This is a genomic window from Flavobacterium circumlabens (assembly GCF_004345565.1).
Classification (GTDB): Bacteria; Bacteroidota; Bacteroidia; order Flavobacteriales; family Flavobacteriaceae; genus Flavobacterium; species Flavobacterium circumlabens.
In genome coordinates this window covers 46,804-65,894 of record NZ_SLWA01000009.1, presented here as the reverse complement: position 1 = coordinate 65,894, position 19,091 = coordinate 46,804, and the positions used below count along the sequence as shown (strand labels likewise).

General features: G+C 33.6%; 15 protein-coding genes. 10 read left to right on the top strand and 5 right to left on the bottom strand.

Annotation, left to right across the window (positions count from 1 at the left end; translation table 11 throughout):
* Window position 1 precedes the first annotated feature (1 nt).
* Window positions 2-6,655 (top strand): RHS repeat-associated core domain-containing protein, encoded by a 6,654-nt coding sequence (locus EV142_RS19295; RefSeq protein WP_132037484.1) that lies wholly within the window; start codon window positions 2-4, stop codon window positions 6,653-6,655.
* A 38-nt stretch (window positions 6,656-6,693) separates the two neighbouring features.
* Entirely contained in the window at window positions 6,694-7,335 is a 642-nt protein-coding gene (locus tag EV142_RS19290) for a hypothetical protein (RefSeq protein WP_132037483.1), read from the top strand.
* A gap of 224 nt (window positions 7,336-7,559) precedes the next feature.
* Here EV142_RS19290 and EV142_RS19285 read toward each other — a convergent pair whose 3' ends face one another.
* A complete protein-coding gene (locus tag EV142_RS19285) occupies window positions 7,560-8,093 on the bottom strand; it encodes a hypothetical protein (protein WP_134092228.1) in 534 nt (177 codons plus the stop codon).
* A 291-nt stretch (window positions 8,094-8,384) separates the two neighbouring features.
* Here EV142_RS19285 and EV142_RS19280 point away from each other — a divergent pair, with 291 nt between their 5' ends.
* Window positions 8,385-8,855, top strand: coding sequence for a hypothetical protein (locus EV142_RS19280; RefSeq protein WP_132037481.1), 471 nt, complete (start codon window positions 8,385-8,387; stop codon window positions 8,853-8,855).
* A gap of 105 nt (window positions 8,856-8,960) precedes the next feature.
* On the opposite strand, the gene EV142_RS19275 is transcribed toward EV142_RS19280, so the two are convergent.
* The 3 genes from EV142_RS19275 to EV142_RS24100 are packed head-to-tail and all read right to left on the bottom strand — an operon-like array spanning window position 8,961 to window position 10,041.
* Window positions 8,961-9,500, bottom strand: a complete 540-nt coding sequence (locus EV142_RS19275; RefSeq protein ID WP_132037480.1) for a hypothetical protein — start codon at window positions 9,498-9,500, stop codon at window positions 8,961-8,963.
* A 49-nt stretch (window positions 9,501-9,549) separates the two neighbouring features.
* Window positions 9,550-9,831, bottom strand: coding sequence for a hypothetical protein (locus tag EV142_RS19270; RefSeq protein WP_132037479.1), 282 nt, complete (start codon window positions 9,829-9,831; stop codon window positions 9,550-9,552).
* A gap of 45 nt (window positions 9,832-9,876) precedes the next feature.
* Window positions 9,877-10,041, bottom strand: a complete 165-nt coding sequence (locus EV142_RS24100) for a hypothetical protein (protein WP_158286346.1) — start codon at window positions 10,039-10,041, stop codon at window positions 9,877-9,879.
* 490 nt (window positions 10,042-10,531) lie between these two features.
* On the opposite strand from EV142_RS24100, the gene EV142_RS19265 reads away from it, so the two are divergent.
* Window positions 10,532-10,975, top strand: coding sequence for a hypothetical protein (locus tag EV142_RS19265; protein WP_132037478.1), 444 nt, complete (start codon window positions 10,532-10,534; stop codon window positions 10,973-10,975).
* 411 nt (window positions 10,976-11,386) lie between these two features.
* On the opposite strand, the gene EV142_RS19260 is transcribed toward EV142_RS19265, so the two are convergent.
* Window positions 11,387-11,869, bottom strand: coding sequence for a hypothetical protein (locus tag EV142_RS19260; RefSeq protein ID WP_132037477.1), 483 nt, complete (start codon window positions 11,867-11,869; stop codon window positions 11,387-11,389).
* 210 nt (window positions 11,870-12,079) lie between these two features.
* Between EV142_RS19260 and EV142_RS19255 the strand changes: the two genes are divergently transcribed.
* The 6 genes from EV142_RS19255 to EV142_RS19235 all read left to right on the top strand — a co-directional run bounded on the left by EV142_RS19255 (window position 12,080) and on the right by EV142_RS19235 (window position 19,013).
* Window positions 12,080-13,948: an ATP-dependent nuclease gene (locus tag EV142_RS19255; RefSeq protein ID WP_132037476.1), complete on the top strand. Its 1,869-nt coding sequence runs from the start codon at window positions 12,080-12,082 to the stop codon at window positions 13,946-13,948.
* 458 nt (window positions 13,949-14,406) lie between these two features.
* A complete protein-coding gene (locus EV142_RS19250) occupies window positions 14,407-15,303 on the top strand; it encodes a hypothetical protein (protein ID WP_132037475.1) in 897 nt (298 codons plus the stop codon).
* 227 nt (window positions 15,304-15,530) lie between these two features.
* Window positions 15,531-15,869: a nucleotide pyrophosphohydrolase gene (locus EV142_RS19245; RefSeq protein WP_132037474.1), complete on the top strand. Its 339-nt coding sequence runs from the start codon at window positions 15,531-15,533 to the stop codon at window positions 15,867-15,869.
* Window positions 15,866-18,058: a DNA/RNA helicase domain-containing protein gene (locus EV142_RS19240; RefSeq protein WP_132037473.1), complete on the top strand. Its 2,193-nt coding sequence runs from the start codon at window positions 15,866-15,868 to the stop codon at window positions 18,056-18,058. The genes EV142_RS19245 and EV142_RS19240 overlap by 4 nt, the downstream gene beginning before the upstream one ends.
* A 175-nt stretch (window positions 18,059-18,233) precedes the next feature.
* Window positions 18,234-18,401, top strand: coding sequence for a hypothetical protein (locus EV142_RS24095; protein WP_158286345.1), 168 nt, complete (start codon window positions 18,234-18,236; stop codon window positions 18,399-18,401).
* 201 nt (window positions 18,402-18,602) lie between these two features.
* Window positions 18,603-19,013 carry a helix-turn-helix domain-containing protein gene (locus EV142_RS19235; RefSeq protein ID WP_132037472.1) on the top strand — a complete coding sequence of 137 codons (411 nt, stop codon included), beginning with the start codon at window positions 18,603-18,605 and terminating at the stop codon, window positions 19,011-19,013.
* Window positions 19,014-19,091: the final 78 nt, after the last annotated feature.

The window sequence follows — 19,091 nt, the reverse complement described above, 5'->3', positions numbered from 1 at the left end:
TATGAAACAATTCTACTTTTCAGTTTTATTTTTTAGTTTAAGTCTTTTTACTTTTGCACAAGTAAATCCTACGGGAGTACAACGTGATCCTGGCATCACTGATGGTGATTTGTCTGTAAGTTTATCAGGAGGAGCTTCTTACTCTATTCCTATTGCAGCACCTCCCGGCATCAATGGAGTTGTGCCTGAAATCAGTTTGTCCTACAATAGCCAGGGAGGAAACGGTCCTGCAGGATATGGCTGGAATATCTCCGGGATATCCACAATCTCAAGAATTCCGGCCACTAAATTTCACGACGGGAAAATCGATGCTGTCGATTTTAATATACTGGATCGTTTTGCCATAGACGGTCAGCGACTGATCATAAAAAATGGGCCTCCCGAAACGTACGGACTAAATGGAACTGTATATGAAACGGAGAACTTTTCGAATTTAAAAGTGACATCATACGGTGTTCATCCCAATGGAGCTAATTTTGGACCTGCCTATTTTCTTGTAGAATACCCTGATGGTTCTAAGGCGTATTATGGCAATTCAACAGATTCCCGATCTATTACGGAATGGTCCGTTACCTATTGGGAAAATGCCCAGGGTATCCGCATCAGCTACAATTATAGCCTGTCAAATAATCTTTTAGAAATTGCTTCCATAAAATATGGAACCAAAACAACTACTACTCCCATTAATGAAATTCAATTTACCTATGAAGCAAAAAACAGATTTGAAGACTACTATGTAGGAGGTCTGCTTGTTAAAAGGGTAAATCGGCTAAAAGAAATCAAATCAAAAAGTAATAGTGTAGGTTTCAGAAGTTATGTGCTCGAATATGCAATGGCACAAACTTCAGAGAAATACGACCGAGTATTTTCAATTACAGAAAAAAGCGGTGACAACACCAAAAGTTATAATCCTACGGTGTTTTCATATAACAATACAGATACGGCCATTTCTTATGTCACTAATCCAAATGTGTTAAATGTTGAAAATGCATCTTCAACAAATGCTTCCGCTGTATCCGGAGATTTTGATGGCGATGGAAATATGGATTTTATTCTTTATCCTACTACAGGATCAAGTGCAAAAGCGAAATACTGGCTCTTTTCAGGTATTAGTGCCAATACCGGAGCTCAGACCATTCCAAATATGGGTCTTGCTATTCAGGAGGGACTTTTCGAAGAAATATTGCCTGTTACGTGGTTAAGCTGGAATAACAAATTAATGTATAATCAAGGATGGACCGTTGTAAAAACTAATACCACAACCAATGTTACATCCTTGAAAACATACTCTACGGACCCCTCCACTTTTATATATCCGCAAGACGAAAAATTATACACTTTTCCTAAATTTACGTATTATTCTGAGCATCCGCTTAGCTGCACGCAAAACAGGCCTCCTACTGTGCATACGGTGTCCGTTCCAAAACGCTATATCACCGGTGATTTTAATGGTGATGGTTTAAGTGACGTTATCGCTATAGAAGTCAATTTCACCTATTCGTATTTAGCTCCCTGTGACGCCAACAATCAGCCCCTTAGTGTCACTGATACTTACTTTGGAAATTCTTATTTTATTAATTTAGACAGAAGAATAACTTCAAACTTTGCAAACATTGCCGGAAATTTAAATGTTTTTCCTACCAGCAAAGTATATGTCGCAGATTTTAACGGAGACGGAAAATCCGACATCTACATTTTTGATGCCGGAAAAGTAAGGGTTTATTCTGTTAATGACAATAAGTTGTTTGTGCTGTTGTATCAGTCCCCGGCTTCAGATTCGACCATTGTAGTAAATAAACCCATTGTTATGGGAGATTACAATGGTGACGGAAAATATGATTTTATGATACCGCAGGATTCCAATGTTGGCTGGTACCGTTATATGTCAACAGGCGTTTCTTTCGTTAAGGAAGCGCGAAATATAACTTCCGTAATGGGTAACGATTCCAACAATAGCTATAATTATATTGCTACTGACTACGATAATGACGGTAAGAATGATTTAACAATTATAAAAAACAGTGTAAACAGCTCTACCGGCTTAGGAACTATTCAGGTTACGGCAATCACAGAAATGGGTCCAACTTCTTTTAATGTACCCACAGCTACTACAGCTGCAAGAGCTGACATCAATATATATGCACTGCCAATTGCATTGCCTACTGGCGACAAACAGCGTCCCCGCTTTGAGATAGCATTTATAAATAATAATAAATTACATTTTTTTAATTCGAAAAAAGATGCAAACAAAGACCGTTTACTTACCTCTATTACAACAGGTAACGGTGTCCAGCAATTTATATCCTATCAGCCTCTGGATCAAATTTATGAGATGTATAATAATTCTATTTACACACCAAGTCAGGGTACAGAACTCTATCCTTATTTTGACATAGTAGCATTTCCTGATTTTCAAATTGTAACTAAACTCGAGAAAAAGAGTGCTACTGTTTCTAAAATGAAACTGTATGGCTACTATGGTGCTGTGACCAATTATGAAGGTTTAGGATTTATGGGCTTCAGATCCATAATGGAATCAAACTGGCATGACAGTAACAATCCGGCTTTATGTACGGTAACCAATCGGGACTTTAAGAAAAGAGGCGCTGTAACCGAAAGCTATTTTCTGCCCTATTTAACTTATCCCTATAGTGTTAGTCCGTCCAGTTACACTACAAAATCTGTTTTTTCTTATACTCCTGTTAACGAGCAGGATGCCTTACAGTCCAATAAGGTATTTAAACTGCAGAATACAGGTATTGTTCAGTATAATGATTTAGAAAATACTAGTACTGAGACAACAACTTCATATAATGAAAATAATAACCCACTGCTTACTCAAAAAATCACTAAGGAAGGTTCTACTGTAATCGAGACCGAAATGGAAGGTATTGAGTATGAAAATCCGAATCCGACAACTCCATATATAATTGACAGGCCATACTCCAAAGGTGTATCAAAACAAAGAGGCAGTACTATATCCGGCTATGCTGAGATGTATCAATATAACGCTTCCAATCTCCTTGAGTTTAGCGAAAATTATGCTTATGGAACTCAGGCATCTGATAATGACACATTTTCAGAAATTTTTAATTATGATTCTTTTGGAAATCTAACAAAAAAAACAATTACCGGGCCTTACAGCAGCCCCAGAGAAACGAGTTATGAATATGATCTATCAGGTCGCTTCATGACAAAAGTGACAGATAATGATAATCTATCCGCGACATATGAATATGACATAAATAACGGAATGTTAAAAAAAGAAACAAATAAGTACGGCTTATCTAAATCTTATACTTATGACGTTTGGTTTAAACCCCTTACAGTAAAAGATGATCAGTTAAATAAAACTATATCCTACGCCTACACCAATACATATTCAGGAGCTGCAGGTTCAGAAACCACCGTTACAGCTACCACTGATGCTGTTGATGGTAGTGCTACGGAGGAAAAATTTGACGATTTAGGCAGAAGAACAAAATTCGGGGTAAAAGATGTTAATGGTACATACTCTTATGTCTCTTATTTGTATGACATATATGATCGAATTTACAAAACCAGCGAACCTTACTTCGGTTCTTCACCATCAAAATGGAATGAAACTAAATTTGATATTTACAGCAGACCTACACAAAATATATTATTTAACAACAGATCTGTTTTGGCATCCTACAATGGACTGACAAGTACTATTACAGATGGTCAAATAGTTAAAAGCATAACCAAAAATGCTGTCGGAGACGTTGTTTCAACTAATGAAACAACTGGAGGAACTATAAATATGGAATATTTCCCAGGAGGAAACTTAAAAAAAACATCTTATAATGGTATCAGTATTAATGTAGAGCAGAACGGTTGGGGGAAAAAAACAAAACAAATAGATCCTTCAGCAGGCACATTTACTTATAAATACAATGACTTTGGTGAGCTAATTGAAGATACTTCTCAAAATGGCAATGTAAAAACAACTATTGTGCGTGACAACAGCGGCAGACCCATTCAAAAAACTGTAGTAGGCGGCGGAACGAATAACGAGACTTTCTATACCTACAATAGTGACAAACTGCCCTCTACTATTTCCTTTGAAGATAAAAATGAACCTGTCGGAACCAATAAAATCATAACTACAATTGCCTATGACAATACTAAAAGAGTCATGAGTGTTGAAGAAAATAAAATTGGGGTTTCGAAATTTACTAAATCATTTACTTATGATGCTATAGGCCGAGTTGCAACAGAAACAAAACTCGCGGAAATAGCAGGTAAAAGTAGCTCTGTAACAACAAAAAATGCATATAAATTTGGTAGTTTATACCAAATTTTAGATTCAAATAACAGAGTGATATGGCAGGCTAATACAGTTAATGCTAAAGGACAGCTCCTGGAAAGTATTACCGGCAACGGAGTAAAAACAACCAATGCTTACAATACAGATGGATACTTAACTAGTAAACAGTTTGATAAAACAACTGGCTCATTAGCAAATTTATTGACCTTAACTACTGCTTTTGACAAGAATACTGATAATTTAGACAGCAGGACTAACAGCGGTTTTAATAATTTTATAGAATCTTTTAAATACGATGAGATAAAAAGACTTACAGAATATACAAATAAACAAGGTCTGCAGCAGGTACAAACATACGCGGCGTCAGGAAATATTTTACAAAATAATCTGGGAAGTTTCAAATATGATCCTGTCTTAAAATACCAGAATACCAGTATTGATCCTAGTTCAGAAACACGAGCTTATTTTATCAGCAGAGATGGTATATTTTATGATGATCTGAGATTTACAACGGGCTGGAACTTAAACCCGCATAATCCTCAGTGTATTTCAACTGATGGAATCGGTGTTAAATTTAGCATGAATCTCGCAGGTGATGGTGTTTGCTATGTACAATCTGACGCAGCAGTACAAATAGACAATGCCGTTGATACAGAATATACCTTTGAAGGCTATGTTACGGCAGAGAATACTACCGGGCAGCTGACACTTTTTCAATACAATGCAAATGAAACCGGATATTATTCATACGTCAGCAGCGCAAGTTCTGCAGTCCAAAACGGTTCGAGTAAAATTCAAATGACTGTTTTAGTTCCTGCCAGCGTTAAATCTCTGAGACTGCGATTAGATGGAATAGGCTCAGGAACACTGCGGTTTTCAAATGTCAAAATAAAGAAAACGGGCGAGCCTTCAGAAGTGAGTGTTAAAAAACTCACCGTTACCTATAATGGTCTTAAGACACCAAACCAAATTGAAGAAATTGGTCTTGATAAAATCAGCTTTACTTATAATAATGATAATCAAAGAAGCACCATGTACTATGGGGGCTTTCAGCAAAATAAAATACTAAGACCACTACGAAAACACTATTCGGCAGATGGCACAATGGAAATCAAAGAAAACATTGCTACAGGTTCAGTAGAATTTGTAACTTATGTTGGGGGTGATGGTTATGATGCTCCTATCGCTGTTAAAAGCAATGGTACCAGCGCCAACCAATTTTTATATCTTCACAGAGATTATCAGGGAAGCATAGTTGCTATCAGTGATGACACAGGTTCAGTAGTAGAAAAACGTTTATTTGATGCCTGGGGAAGTATATTAAAAGTAACTGACGGAGCTGGAAATGCGTTATATGGATTAACGGTTTTAGACAGAGGCTATACCGGACATGAACATTTGCAGAGTGTAGGACTTATAAATATGAATGCAAGATTGTATGATCCTAAACTTCACAGATTCCTTCAGGCCGACAACTATATACAAGATGTTACTAATTCGCAAAATTACAATCAATATGGTTATGTATATAATAATCCCCTAACAAATACCGATTTAAGCGGAGATACCTGCGATTGTCCAGGTGGCGGCGGGGGCGGGGGCAGCATCGGTGTTGGTCCCGGAACAGAGACAGGTTCTAGTTTTGATTGGAAGCAATTTGATAAAGATTACAGAATAAGCGAATGGTTCAAAAAAAATATTAATGGAGATCAATGGAGTGATGCTTTTAAAGACGCCGGCAATTTTTTAAGCAATAATTTTAAATCGGTAGGAAATTCTATAAGTAATGCATTTAAATCTGTATTCGGTCATAAAAGTAAAAGTACGGGACCGCCACCAAATATGAGCAAAATGGTGGAGCTCACAAAAGGCATCAATATAAGAAAAGAAGACTTTTCATATACTTCTACTCATCAAACCGGGCAAAAGGGTCAATTTAATTCAGGTGTCGGAGATCAGCTTAAAATTAAAACCTACATCGGGCTTAGGATTGGACAGCAGAGCATGTTTGAAGTAAATGATACTTTCTTTAACCGCATTGATGAAGGAAGAAATTACCAATTTAATCTCGGACGATACAGTTTGAATTTCAGACCAAAAGATTATCGTGTGAGGTACATGTATCCGGATAGCAAGAATGTTTCACAAGGCTTTAGCCTTGGAAATGATGGTGTAGGATGGCACTATAATGTACGAAACGGTAATGGCCGAAACGGTGGTTATGATGTTGCTTTTAAACCGGGAGGATACACAATGATGCTTGTAGGCGGAATTATTTTATCTATATTGCAGCCCGAAGCAGCTCCCGCCGTTACAAGAGCTACGGAAGAAATAATAGCGCACTCCTATCAACTTGCCTATTAATTGACGAAATGATACACCCATTACTAATAAATTCTATTATGAAAATAATCTGTGTGATATTGCTAATAGTTTTGGCTATAAGCTGTAAAAAATATGTCATCAATGATGATCTTACTTTTGTACCGGAAAAAAGCATGAGTATAAAAAACATTACTTTATTAAAAAAAGATGCTGTTTGTATCGGAAGCTATACACTAGGGAGCGACACTGTTGTCTCACAATTTAAGATTCAGTCAAAATACTCTTTAATTACTATTAAGCTGGGGAATGTATCATCTGCCTTTACTTTTAAAAATCATGAAAAAGCTGACTGCCCTACCCCCGGTTATTTTTCAATAGTAGATGAAGGGCTGTTTGAGGTTAAGATGCGTCCGAAAATTTTTGATGTAAAAGAAAAAATAAATTCAATTGATTTTTTCTCCGATACAAAAATAAACTATCAGATAAATAATGACAGCATAAAAAACTTTACTGTCAACTTTAAAAAATTCGTACTTAAGATTAACAATGACGACAATAAAATACTATATAGCACTATTGAATATTACGGATTAAAAAATTTAGACGCTGAAATTGTTTCATACAAGTCTGAAAATCAGATTTATCTCTTTATTTTGACTCCTGTAAAAGAAAATATAATTTTAGAAAAAGACTTTTTACATAACTATCTTTTTAATTAAGATAATTATACAATTGGATATAAGAAATAAAAAGACAGCATTTTAGACTGCACCCAAAAGTTGAGACAAATGTATAATTAAGTTTGATAATAATGAGCCCGATATTTTATCGGGCTCATTCCTTTTAGATTAAGTTTTATGCTGTCATTAGTATCATAATTAATATATCCGCTACTACACCAAATTATCCGGAATACTGCATCGATTTTGGTATTTTATGTTTTTTAATTAGTGCTTATTTTGTCTTTCAGCAACTGTTCCTCGTATTGTAATAACCGGATTTTAAATTCATACTGTTCCTGTAGCTCCGGGTTATTTTTCTGCATTGCAGCTTCTGCCCTGTCCCTGATATTTTGCAAATGTTTCTCCTGCCATTTTGGTCTTTCCTCCTCCTCCTGGGTTTCCAGAAAGTCAATAAGGTGCCAGGCGATAAAACCTTTTTTATATTTTGCCCTGCACGTTTCGAGTCTGGCTATTGCAAGTTTTAATTTACGTTGATTAGTAATGCTCCGCTCTTCCCAAAAATTATTTATTTCTGATTCCGTCTGCCGGACAGGGGGCATACGAAAGAGCTCTTCTTTATCTAATTTATCAACAAAGGCCAGCATTTTAGCCAGCTTTAGTTGCGCTGCTTCCGGCAAATTGCGTTTTCCTGATGCATACATTGACCATTGACTGGCCGTTATGACCAATAGCATCGCCATCTCTTCCTGCTGTATTCCTAATAAATCCCCAATAGTATTACCTTTTTTCATCATACTCGTTTTATAGATTACTTCGCTTTTAATGTTGTGTGAAACTTGATTTTTATTTTCATTTTCACACAGAAAGTGTGTGAAACTTAATTTTTATTTTCACTTTCACACAAAAAGTGTGTGAAACTTGATTTTTATTTTCACTTTCACACAGAAAGTGTGTGAAACTTAATTTTTATTTTGACTTCCCAACAGAATGTGTAGGCACTTGATTTTAATTTTCGTTTTCACACAGCGTTATAAGAAAATTATTATTTTTATTTTTGCCTTTAAGGATATTTAAAAAATAAAAGAATGAAAATAAGGTCTCAAATAGTGCTGCTGTTTTTTACCGCTATCATCGTAAGCAGTTGTAGTCCTGCTATAACAGAAAAAGAGGTAACCGGCTGCTGGAAAGCAGCTGATGGTGCTTTTATTCTGCTGAATAAAAATGGTACGTTTAGCGCAAGCCGGATCAGTTATTTCTATTTCTCTGACGATGATGCCTTCAAAAGCCGAAAAATCGATCTGTCGGGAAAATGGGTGATGGGTACTATCGGGAATCCCGCTACCCAAACGGTGGAATTAAAAAGCAATCAGACCTATAAAGATTTTGGCATTGCTAAAACCTATACAAACAGAAACGGAGTTGAGCGGCCCTATAAAATCAATTGCACCTTGGAAATTATGGGATCAGGTCCCTTTACTACCAGTACCTCATATAATTTAGTCCGAGTGATCGATGATCCTGACGATATGAATTTTTATACATTTAAAAAGCAATAAGCAAACAAAAGCTCCGGAGTTATCCGGAGCTTTTTTATTTAAAATGATACCGTATCGAAAATCGTATTCCGTTTGCTGTTCAGCAACAATAGAATACCTAATTCCCTATTCCTTCGATAATGCCTCTAACAATTCGCTCCTCAACACAATCTCTTCATTTCGCAGGGTAAGCAGCTTATTGGTTAATTTCTCGCGCAACACGATACCATATTTCTTCCTGGTAGCTTCTGCTTTTCTTTTTATTCCTGATAAACGTTCTACTTCCGATTTTTCCATTTCATTTACTTCCTCGTCTAAATAAGTAATGAGCTTCTTAGCAATAAGAGCCTCCTCGTATTTTAGCTGACATTTTTCAAGTTTTATGGATAAAACCATTTGGTTATGTTCGTTAGTAAACAACTTCTCTTCTATAAGCTGCCGGGATTTTGTTCCTGGCTCCGCTATCGGAATAACATCTTTTTTATTTTGTGTGCCTGAAAGTGATTTAGTTATCATGTGAGTAAGTTCTAGCTGTGCTACTGTTGGCAATTTGCGATCACCGGTTACATGCATTCCGCAAGTACTACACTTGAGATGCGCAAAATTGGACATGTCTTCTAATTGTGCACCCCATACTTTTCCATTTTTTTCTTCTTCTTCCATCATTATTGTTTTATTGATTATTAAATTTCGTTGTATTCTCGTAATTTGTTTTTTATTCCAGACAGGATAGGTAGCTGTGCTGTAAAAGGTATTTTGCTAATAACAGTTCCTCCTGTTCCAGTACCAATAGTTGAAAGGTGTACTGTTCTTGCAATGCCAAGCCATTTTTCTCCAGGGCAGCTGCAGCTTTCTTTTTAATTCCCGGCAATACCTCTTTCGATTTCGCGCTGTAATTCGGTCGATCGGCCAAAAAATCAACCAGATGAAATGCAATAAAAGCCCCCTCAAATTTCTCCTTACCCCTTTTGAGTTGAGCCGCTATAGTACTTTGCATTAGTAGATTATGGTTCCTCTTATTTTCAAACCATTCTTGTGTTTGTTATTCCTGTCTGCTTAAATAAGGACTTATATGATCCGGTGTATTTACCTTTTTTGCAAAGGCAACCATTTCGTTCACTTTTATTTGGGCTTCTTTGGGCAATTTACGCCTGCCCGATACATACATGGACCAGTTGCCACGAGTCACCTCCAGCAGTTTGGCCATTTCTTCTTGTTGGATTCCTAATAGTCTTCCAACGTTTTTCTCTTTTTTTCATCACCACTATTTTATCGATTATTCTGTTTTATGAAGGTGTTCTAATTTGGTTTTAGGAACATTGCAAGAGGAATCTTGTAATAGCTAAAACAGATTTGATTAATTAAGTCCAGATTTATTTTAACAAATAAAAGATGACGAATATAAAAGGAATTTTATTTCAATACAAATTATTTAACAGAAAAAGATTACAAAAATATAGAAATATAGTATTAATATAGTAACAACGGATAGAGGAATTCCCGCTTACAAAGCTGTAGTGAAATGAAACTTTACGATACGTATATTTTTTCAGGAAATCTTTCTACTTAAAAAAGATGCGTTCGAAATATATCTTATATTCGTTTGAAGAAAGGCAAAATAAGAGGGCATAAAATACAATTCAATACGAGACCGATGGCAATAGCCAAAACCACTAAGTCAAAAACAATAAAAGGAAATGCAAAAGAGTTTTATACTATCGATACTATTTAGTTTTTTTAGTCTTTTTAGTCTTTTTGCCAACAGTAAAACCAAAGGGATACCAACAAATACTTTCTATGTTATTGACACTACCTGTTCCGCTAACAACGTAACAATAAAAACCCAACGGACAGAGAAAGACCGAAAATTTCTATTTTGGAAATTACCGCACAAAAAAATTATTGTGCGTGATCAGGTAACGGATGCTAAAGGAAATAGCATCCTGAAGGGAATCTCGATAGATATTTGTTCAACAGATGCCTGTGACGGCATAAGATACCGCCGTATAAAAATTACAGCCAATGAGATATTGCTTTTTTATTACAATAGAAATCCTGAAAAGGCCATTATAAAACGTTACGATTTTTGCGGTAACTATCTCGGAAAGAAAATTTGGGATAAAGAAGTTTTTTATGAATAACCCGTTGTGCTTACTCTTGATAAAGACGATGTACATTAAAGATAAATAGCGATGTCTTCATCCTCTCGCAGATGTAGTGAGCGAACTTTTTTATTTTGTCGTAATGAACTCATTAATCGTAATCTCAGAAAACGAATCGTCATCAATGCTTCTCTGTACCAAAATGGAAATCAAAATAGGTTATTTAAGAACTTGATGTTTTCATATCTTCATCAACATAACATTCCGGGGTATCTAATTCCGAACCGAAATATTCAATATCCGTTCAACGTCGATTAAGTAAATTGGTAACGAAATCAACTGCTACCCCGTCAGGAATTGCAACCTGTGCTGTTGATAACATGAGTGTGTAGTTGTTTATATCTTTAATCTTTATATGGTTGATTAGCTTTCGTATTAATTTAAAAGCGATTATTTACAATTGGGATGGGTGTAAACATAATATGTTAAACAAAGTGCTAGAAATGCTATTGTTAGAGATGCTAATTTAGTGATTCTATCGACCCAGTAATTAGAATTTGCTCTCTTGTATTCTCTTCTGAATCCACCAGTATTTATTTTGTTCAACCCTTTTGATGTTATTTCTACGGTAATATATTCATGTTGTTTCATTGGAATATAATTAACTAAACCGTCACCTTTTAAGTAATACAAAGCATTAGAAATCAATTCAGAATTATGATTATCTTTAAATATGTCTACTATAAAACTATCAAATTCGCGTTCCTTTCTTTTTGTGAACACAAAATTATTAAATGATTTTAAATATTCATGCGCATTTTTTGAGTCTGAAAGAGCATTTTCAGTTAAATCTTTAAATGTAACAGATCTATGAGCGTTTTTTGAAAGGAATTTTAAAATTGCATCAAAAATAACAAAGTGATTTTGGTTCATTATTTTTATTTAAAGGGTTGTGTTGATTAGGCTTTTTAAAATAAGTGAATTATGTATTTTTTTATAGATATTAACAACCAAATTTAGTGTTTAATAACATTTAAAAATAGGTATAAATACCTGTTTATATTAAAAATTTAGATAACAGAAATATTTATATTATGTTTACTTAATCAAAAAGATACCAATTAACGACATACATTTAATATTATGGAATTCCCGTTTGACATTGAAATAAATCTTAGCGAATCAGGTATAACCGGGGTTTCTAATCCTATCATTACAATTAATGGTGGATTAACAACTTTTCTTGGTCCAAACGGATCGGGCAAGACACAGCTTCTTAAAGGTCTAAAAAAATCATTGTCAAATCATGCTAATGGAAAAAATATAAAATACATTTCTGCTGGAAGATTAGGAATGATAGAAGCATATAGGTCAAATCATAATGGTAATACAAATCTGCCTCAATATGATTATGCGGAATTTGGAGACAAATATTACGTAAAGAACAGGTATCAAAACGAAACTGTGGGTGGTGATTTTGCAACTTTATCCGAAAGGCCAGATATCCTTATTAAAGTTCAAGAGAGGTTAAGAAAACTATTTCATAGGGATATTATAATAGAGTGGGATGCAGGACAGCTAAAAGTTTACTTTGCCAAAATAGACGATGAAGAACACAAAAACTACAATTCAGCACGTGAAGCAAGTGGACTGCTTCATTTGGCGTCTTTACTAACTTCTATTTACGATGACGAAATTAGTTGTTTGCTTATAGATGAACCAGAAGTTTCTTTACACCCACAGCTGCAATCATTTCTTCTAAACGAAATAAAGAAGGTAGCTGGTAACAATACGCAAAAAGGGAAGAAGTTAATATTTATATCGACACACTCAACGGAATTTATAGAAATAAGCTCTGTTGCCCAATTTTCATCCATAATTTTCTGTAAAGACATTAAGACGAGACCTTTCCAAATTTCTCAAAACGACGGTCACTTTCAAGGTAAAAAACTTCAAGCATTATTAACTAGGCTTGGTCAGGAGCATAAATTAGCACTTTTTTGCACGACGCCTCTTTTGGTAGAAGGTCCAAGCGATGAAATAATTTGTTTGGCTTTGAGTCGAAAACTTGAGTTACATATAGAAGCGGCTGGTTGTCAAATTCTACCTGTTACCGGAAAAGGTCAATTTCCAGTTGTAGTTGAGTTATTCAGACTCATTGGTAAAGCTCCTGCTTTAATAGGCGACGCTGATGCCATAACTGATAGCCTCGATATTATAGGAGTATTTACAAAACTTCCAGAATCATCAGATCTTGCACAAAACCTAGGTCACAAAGATGCCGCTAAATTTGCGAAAGATATATACACTGATTTTTGTCAATTAGTGATTAAAGAATGGGATCAAATTAAGGATAAGGCTGAAAAGCACTATTATTGGATTCATCGTGATATTAAAAAAGATGAAATAATTGCAAAAAGAAGAAGTACTTTTTGCTATCTATTTAATAATTCTAATGAAGAAATCAAACTTACAAGCAATGATTTGTTAAATATTAAAATTCGTTTAACAACACTTTTAGCTTTCCTTGAAACACTGGGTTGCTTTATACTACGAAGAGGCACTATCGAGTCATATTACCAGCATTCTACAACTTTAACTGTCGATGAAAAGCCCAATGCTGCATCTTACGAAGTCAATGAGCTTATGGGTGAGAGTGTGCCGAGTGTTCAAGAATCATACGGTGACATTATTCGAGCGATGAAATATTGCTCAAAAACAAAGATCATAAATGAGGGCGAAGCATTGAGGAACTTGCTTCTTGCTGTTGTTTCTCCTATACTTGCTGCATTAAAAAAGGAAACAACAGATCTAGATTTAAGATTACTTGCCACCAGCAGTTTAGGAAACAAATCACGTTTATTTAAACTTACAAAGTTGACTGATGAAAAAGATGTTTATCTTGAAGTAGGTCTAGAAAGCGATATTTTAGAGGTATCAGGCTTTCCTATTATATTCAAGAAAGGTTCGAATCCAATTGAAATTGTAAATAATGCACTAAATCTGGATTAAAGTTGAAATGAACAATAAACATTTAAGGGCTGTATTTTTTATATTTAATAAAAAGAAAACACAAAAAATGTAATTATAAAATTGATTTTGTTGAGATTCATCCGGAGAAACTTCGATTTATTCCGGTTTGGATTCAAAGCGCTTGTTGAGATAATCTATCATTGATTGGATTAATTTTTGGTGATCTGGATAAAAGAACCATAGTACCGCTATTTCCCTAAAACGAAGACTTAAAATTTTTATAGCTTTCGTAGGTGATTTTGTTTAAAATCTTAAGCTGAAAAAAATTGTGTCAATGTCGTAATCAATTAGATTAAGATGGGGCTTTAGTCAAATATACCCGTGCGCTTCGATCACAACATGGACGCTAAAACCTTTTTTAAAGTTCAAATAAAATGGCACCCATTTCAATCAAATACCAAAATATCTACATTATCGTAATTTAAAAAACTATCACCATGCAAAACGGTCTAATAGATTTAAGATATTATTTATCCAGCAGATCTTATAATTCCATAATAAAAAATTTCTACCTACATAAAACTTTAATCACGTATCGTTTTGATGAATTCAAAGATCTACAGTTGAATACCTCATATGGTAAAAAATCGTACTTTGAGAAAATAGAACTTCTTGTTGATCAGGGATTTTTGAAGGTAGGTACTATTGCTGAACTCAATGCTATTTCTATATCAAAAGCAAATGAAAATAATTATTTTCAAATCACTGATTTGTTGAATTCCGAATATGAAAAGTATGAATTTCTACAAAAAAACGCCAATTCTCCGGAAAGTCATTTACTCGCCTCGAATGCAAATTTTCAATTATTGGCATTAGAAGAAAGACTTTTTGCATTGCTTCATCAAGAAAAGTACGGTGACGATGTACTTCCTGTTTCTTCTCTTCTTTCATATGAAACATTAGATTTATCATTTCCAAAAGCTAATGTGTACAGGGTTTTAATTGATAACTTCCCTATTCCGGATGAAACTGTACCCCTCCTTGACATCGTTCAATATAGAGATGAAGAATCCAATAGATTAAATTTTTTAAGGCTTCGTAGATGGGCTAACAACATTTCTGAAAAAAATCTTAGCGAAAAAGAAATTGCAGAAGAAATTGAATATTTAATTACAGAATTTAAACGTGAAATGGAATTGGCAGGTATGAAATATAAATTTTCAAAATTTGAATTCCTTTTTAAACTTCTTCCCAATTCAGTAGAAAAAGTTATAAAATTAAGCTTAAGTGAAATACTTGATCCTTTGTTTCAACTACGAAAAGAAAAAATAAGTCTATTAGAAATTGAAAATAAAGCTACGGGAAACGAATTAGCCTACGTTATTAAAGCTTAAAAATGAACGAAGTTATTTTAAAAAAATCAGAAAGATATTTCTTAATTACTTTAGGGTTTCCTCATTACACTTTGGTATATATTCGATACTTTAGCAATGTAATTACTAGATACAAATTTTTATAAAAGATAAAGTCTTTAAACAATATATCCTAGAAGCATAATTTCACATATCATCCTTATTAATAATAGGGATTGTTAAATTTGATATAAACCACGTATTATATTATGAAAAAGTTTAATAAAGTCATAAAAGAATTAATTCAATTTAGGGATGAAAGGGATTGGAAACAATTTCATGACTCTAAAAATTTAGCCTTAGCAATTTCAATTGAAGCTGCTGAACTGAATGAAATTTTCTTGTGGAAAACAGGAGATGAAGTCGAAAACATTAATAAAGATCGATTAAAAGAAGAACTTTCGGATATTTTATCTTATGCTTTTTTACTTGCCGAAAAACATAACCTCGATGTTTTTGACATAATTTCAGAAAAAATTCAAAAGAACGCATTAAAATACCCTGTCGACAAAGCCAAAGGCACTGCAAAAAAATATAATGAACTATGAATCAGCCCCCCCTGTTCACAATTAAAAAATTTGATTTTGATTCGACTCTTGTTAATGAACTTAATAATCTACATTACGTAAAAGATTTATGGCCTGTTGTCTATATTTTAAGCGATGGTAATGTGATGGAAGCATATGTTGGTGAAACTACAGATGCATATGCCAGAATGATTAGTCACTTAAGAAATAACATAAAAAATAAACTAGTTGGTGTCCATTTGATTTCAAGTGAAAAGTTTAATAAATCTGCAACATTAGATATAGAATCTAATCTCATTAAATATATTTCCGGCGATGGGCAATATAAATTAATTAATGGAAATGTTGGATTAGCCAATCATAACTATTACCAAAAGAAAGAAGTGTATTGGGATATTTTCAAATCCATCTGGGACAACTTAAGATCCGTTGGAATAGCTAAGCATCCTATCGATTATATTAATAATTCTGACTTATTTAAATATTCACCATACAAAACTTTAAGTTTTGAACAAAAAAGTGGGCTTTTGGTTATTATGAAAAACCTCCTGGATAATAATTATAAAAGTATTATTATTGAAGGGGGAGCCTGCACCGGCAAAACAATTTTAGCCATATTCTTATTTAAGTTACTTAATACTACTAATGAGGATTTTAATTTTGAAGAATTCGGAAATGATGAATTTGAATTCATGGAACTTGTTTTTGAATTAAAGAAAAAATATCCAAACCCGAAAATGGCATTAGTTGTCCCAATGTCATCTTTTAGAACTACTTTAAAAAAAGTTTTTAAAAATATAAAAGGATTGAATTCCAATATGGTAATTGGCCCGGCAGAAATCGTAAAAGACACCTTTGATATTGTTATTGTGGACGAATCACATCGATTAAGGAGACGTGTTAATTTAGGTGCTTATTTCAGGGCATCTGATATTGTTTGTGAAAAATTAAATCTAGACAAATATACCTGTAATGAATTGGATTGGATCATGAAACAATCCGAAAGTGCTATATATTTTTATGATGAAAATCAATCTATAAAACCATCTGATGTTAAGAAGGAAGATTTTGATAAATTAAAAAGAAATAGTTTAACCAAAATTGAATATTTAAAATCTCAATTTAGATCTAAAGGAGGCAATGATTATGTTAAATATGTTGATAATCTTCTAAAATGTAACTTGAATAATTCGGATGTTATTTTTAACTCCAAAGAATATGAGCTTATCCTTTTTGATTCTATTGAAGACATCATCAATGAAATAAAATCCAGAGATATAGAAAATGGCTTATCAAGATTAGTTGCCGGATATTCCTGGCCATGGATCACCAATAAAAAAGACTCCAAGCAAGATTATGACATTGAAATTGAGAATGTCAGGCTAAAGTGGAACAGTACAAATATTGATTGGGTTAATTCTGAAAACTCCCGAGAGGAAGTGGGCTGTATTCATACTACGCAAGGATACGATTTAAATTACACAGGAATCATTTTTGGGAATGAAATTACTTTTGATAAGACAACAAATCAAATTAAAATTATAAAAGAAAATTATTTTGATGTAAATGGAAAACAATCTATTGTTGATCCTGAAGAGTTAAAAGATTTTATTTTAAACATATACAAAACAATAATGCTAAGGGGTATTAAAGGAACCTATGTATATGTTTGTGATAAAAACCTAAGAGATTATTTTTCCCAATTTATCCCTAAATTCAAGACTGAAAAAGAGACACCTATTTTACAAGAAGATGAAGTCATTCCTTATGTAAATAGCATTCCGATATATGATTTAAAGGTCGCAGCAGGTAATTTTAGTGAATTACAAACTATTACTGATTGTCAGTGGATTGCACTACCTAAAGCTTATAAGCCATCACATGATTTATTTGCTTGCAAAGTTATTGGTAAGTCAATGAACAAAATAATTCCTAATGATTCAATTTGTATGTTTAGAAAATATACGGGAGGTTCTCGAGATGGCAAAATTGTATTAGTAGAACATACAAATATTCAAGATCCTGATTTTGGATCTGGTTATACCGTAAAAGAATATAGAAGCAAAAAAAATATTATAAACGAAAGCTGGGCGCACGATACAATCACATTAAAGCCTCTTTCTCATGATACAAAATATTATGATATTGAATTGGTTGAAAATGAACTGGAAAGCTTGAAAGTTATTGGGGTTTTTGAATGTGTTTTATAAAAATATCTAATTGAAAAGCAATATAAAATAGTATAAATAATCTAAAACAAAAAAATTAAGTCATGAAAGAAGCATTGATAATAAAGGATATTCAAAGAAAACGCTCGAGATTGCCCCATCTATAGGAGGCTATAATTTACTGGTTGACAATGTATTTCTAATGATGAGCATTGGTATGAAAATTCAACAATGCAGTTTTTCAGAAGAACAAGAAGTAAAAGTGAAAAACAATAATTTTTTGACTGGATATACATATGAAAAAGGGTTGTACGATAGATTAATTTGGGAATATGAAGAAATAACTAGTAAAAATGGAAAAAGAGTAACTTTAAAAAAGTGGTAATTAAAGTTTCGTTGCTGCTAATTCTTTCAATCATGGTTATTAATTTATACAAAGTTACATCTCTCAAAATTTCACATTTTCAACCAAACTTGTATGAAAAATTGTACTTTTGTTTCAAGACCAAAAAAGTGAAGCGCATCACTAAATGATGTATTTTACCAAAACTATATTATTTTTATTCGTAATTATTATCTTTGAGCTATGAGCACACAAACCAAACCAAATCACATCGGGCGAAAAATAAGCCGTATTCGCGAACTAAAAGACATGAAGCAGGAAGCATTGGCACAGGCCATGGGAACCAATCAGCAGGCGGTTTCGATTATCGAAAACAGCGAGACGATTGACGAAGAAAAGTTGATTGAAGTAGCAAAAGCTTTGGGTGTGAGTGTGGAGGCCATTAAGAACTTTTCGGAAGAAGGTGTCATTAATTACTTCAACAGTTTTAACGACACGAAAAATAGCAACGTAAATTTTGGACACAATTGTACTTTCAACCCTTTGGATAAGTTAGTTGAATCCTATGAGGAAAACAAAAAACTCTACGAACGTTTATTACAAGCCGAAAAAGATAAAATTGAATATTTGGAAAAATTAGTAAAAGGAAAATAAACTTTTACAAGATAGAGCAAAACAAAAAGAGAGACCGGGAAGTCTCTCTTTTTTGTTATATATATTTAGCATCTTTCG

Bases quoted from the DNA above. Each gene is read 5' to 3' on its own strand.
- EV142_RS24095 (WP_158286345.1), top strand. From the start codon at position 18,234: ATGAAAATTCAACAATGCAGTTTTTCAGAAGAACAAGAAGTAAAAGTG.
- EV142_RS19290 (WP_132037483.1), top strand. From the start codon at position 6,694: ATGAAAATAATCTGTGTGATATTGCTAATAGTTTTGGCTATAAGCTGT.
- EV142_RS19240 (WP_132037473.1), top strand. From the start codon at position 15,866: ATGAATCAGCCCCCCCTGTTCACAATTAAAAAATTTGATTTTGATTCG.
- EV142_RS19255 (WP_132037476.1), top strand. From the start codon at position 12,080: ATGGAATTCCCGTTTGACATTGAAATAAATCTTAGCGAATCAGGTATA.
- EV142_RS19250 (WP_132037475.1), top strand. From the start codon at position 14,407: ATGCAAAACGGTCTAATAGATTTAAGATATTATTTATCCAGCAGATCT.
- EV142_RS19260 (WP_132037477.1), bottom strand. From the start codon at position 11,869: ATGAACCAAAATCACTTTGTTATTTTTGATGCAATTTTAAAATTCCTT.
- EV142_RS24100 (WP_158286346.1), bottom strand. From the start codon at position 10,041: ATGGCCAAACTGCTGGAGGTGACTCGTGGCAACTGGTCCATGTATGTA.
- EV142_RS19280 (WP_132037481.1), top strand. From the start codon at position 8,385: ATGAAAATAAGGTCTCAAATAGTGCTGCTGTTTTTTACCGCTATCATC.
- EV142_RS19295 (WP_132037484.1), top strand. From the start codon at position 2: ATGAAACAATTCTACTTTTCAGTTTTATTTTTTAGTTTAAGTCTTTTT.
- EV142_RS19270 (WP_132037479.1), bottom strand. From the start codon at position 9,831: ATGCAAAGTACTATAGCGGCTCAACTCAAAAGGGGTAAGGAGAAATTT.
- EV142_RS19235 (WP_132037472.1), top strand. From the start codon at position 18,603: ATGAGCACACAAACCAAACCAAATCACATCGGGCGAAAAATAAGCCGT.
- EV142_RS19285 (WP_134092228.1), bottom strand. From the start codon at position 8,093: ATGATGAAAAAAGGTAATACTATTGGGGATTTATTAGGAATACAGCAG.
- EV142_RS19275 (WP_132037480.1), bottom strand. From the start codon at position 9,500: ATGATGGAAGAAGAAGAAAAAAATGGAAAAGTATGGGGTGCACAATTA.
- EV142_RS19265 (WP_132037478.1), top strand. From the start codon at position 10,532: ATGCAAAAGAGTTTTATACTATCGATACTATTTAGTTTTTTTAGTCTT.
- EV142_RS19245 (WP_132037474.1), top strand. From the start codon at position 15,531: ATGAAAAAGTTTAATAAAGTCATAAAAGAATTAATTCAATTTAGGGAT.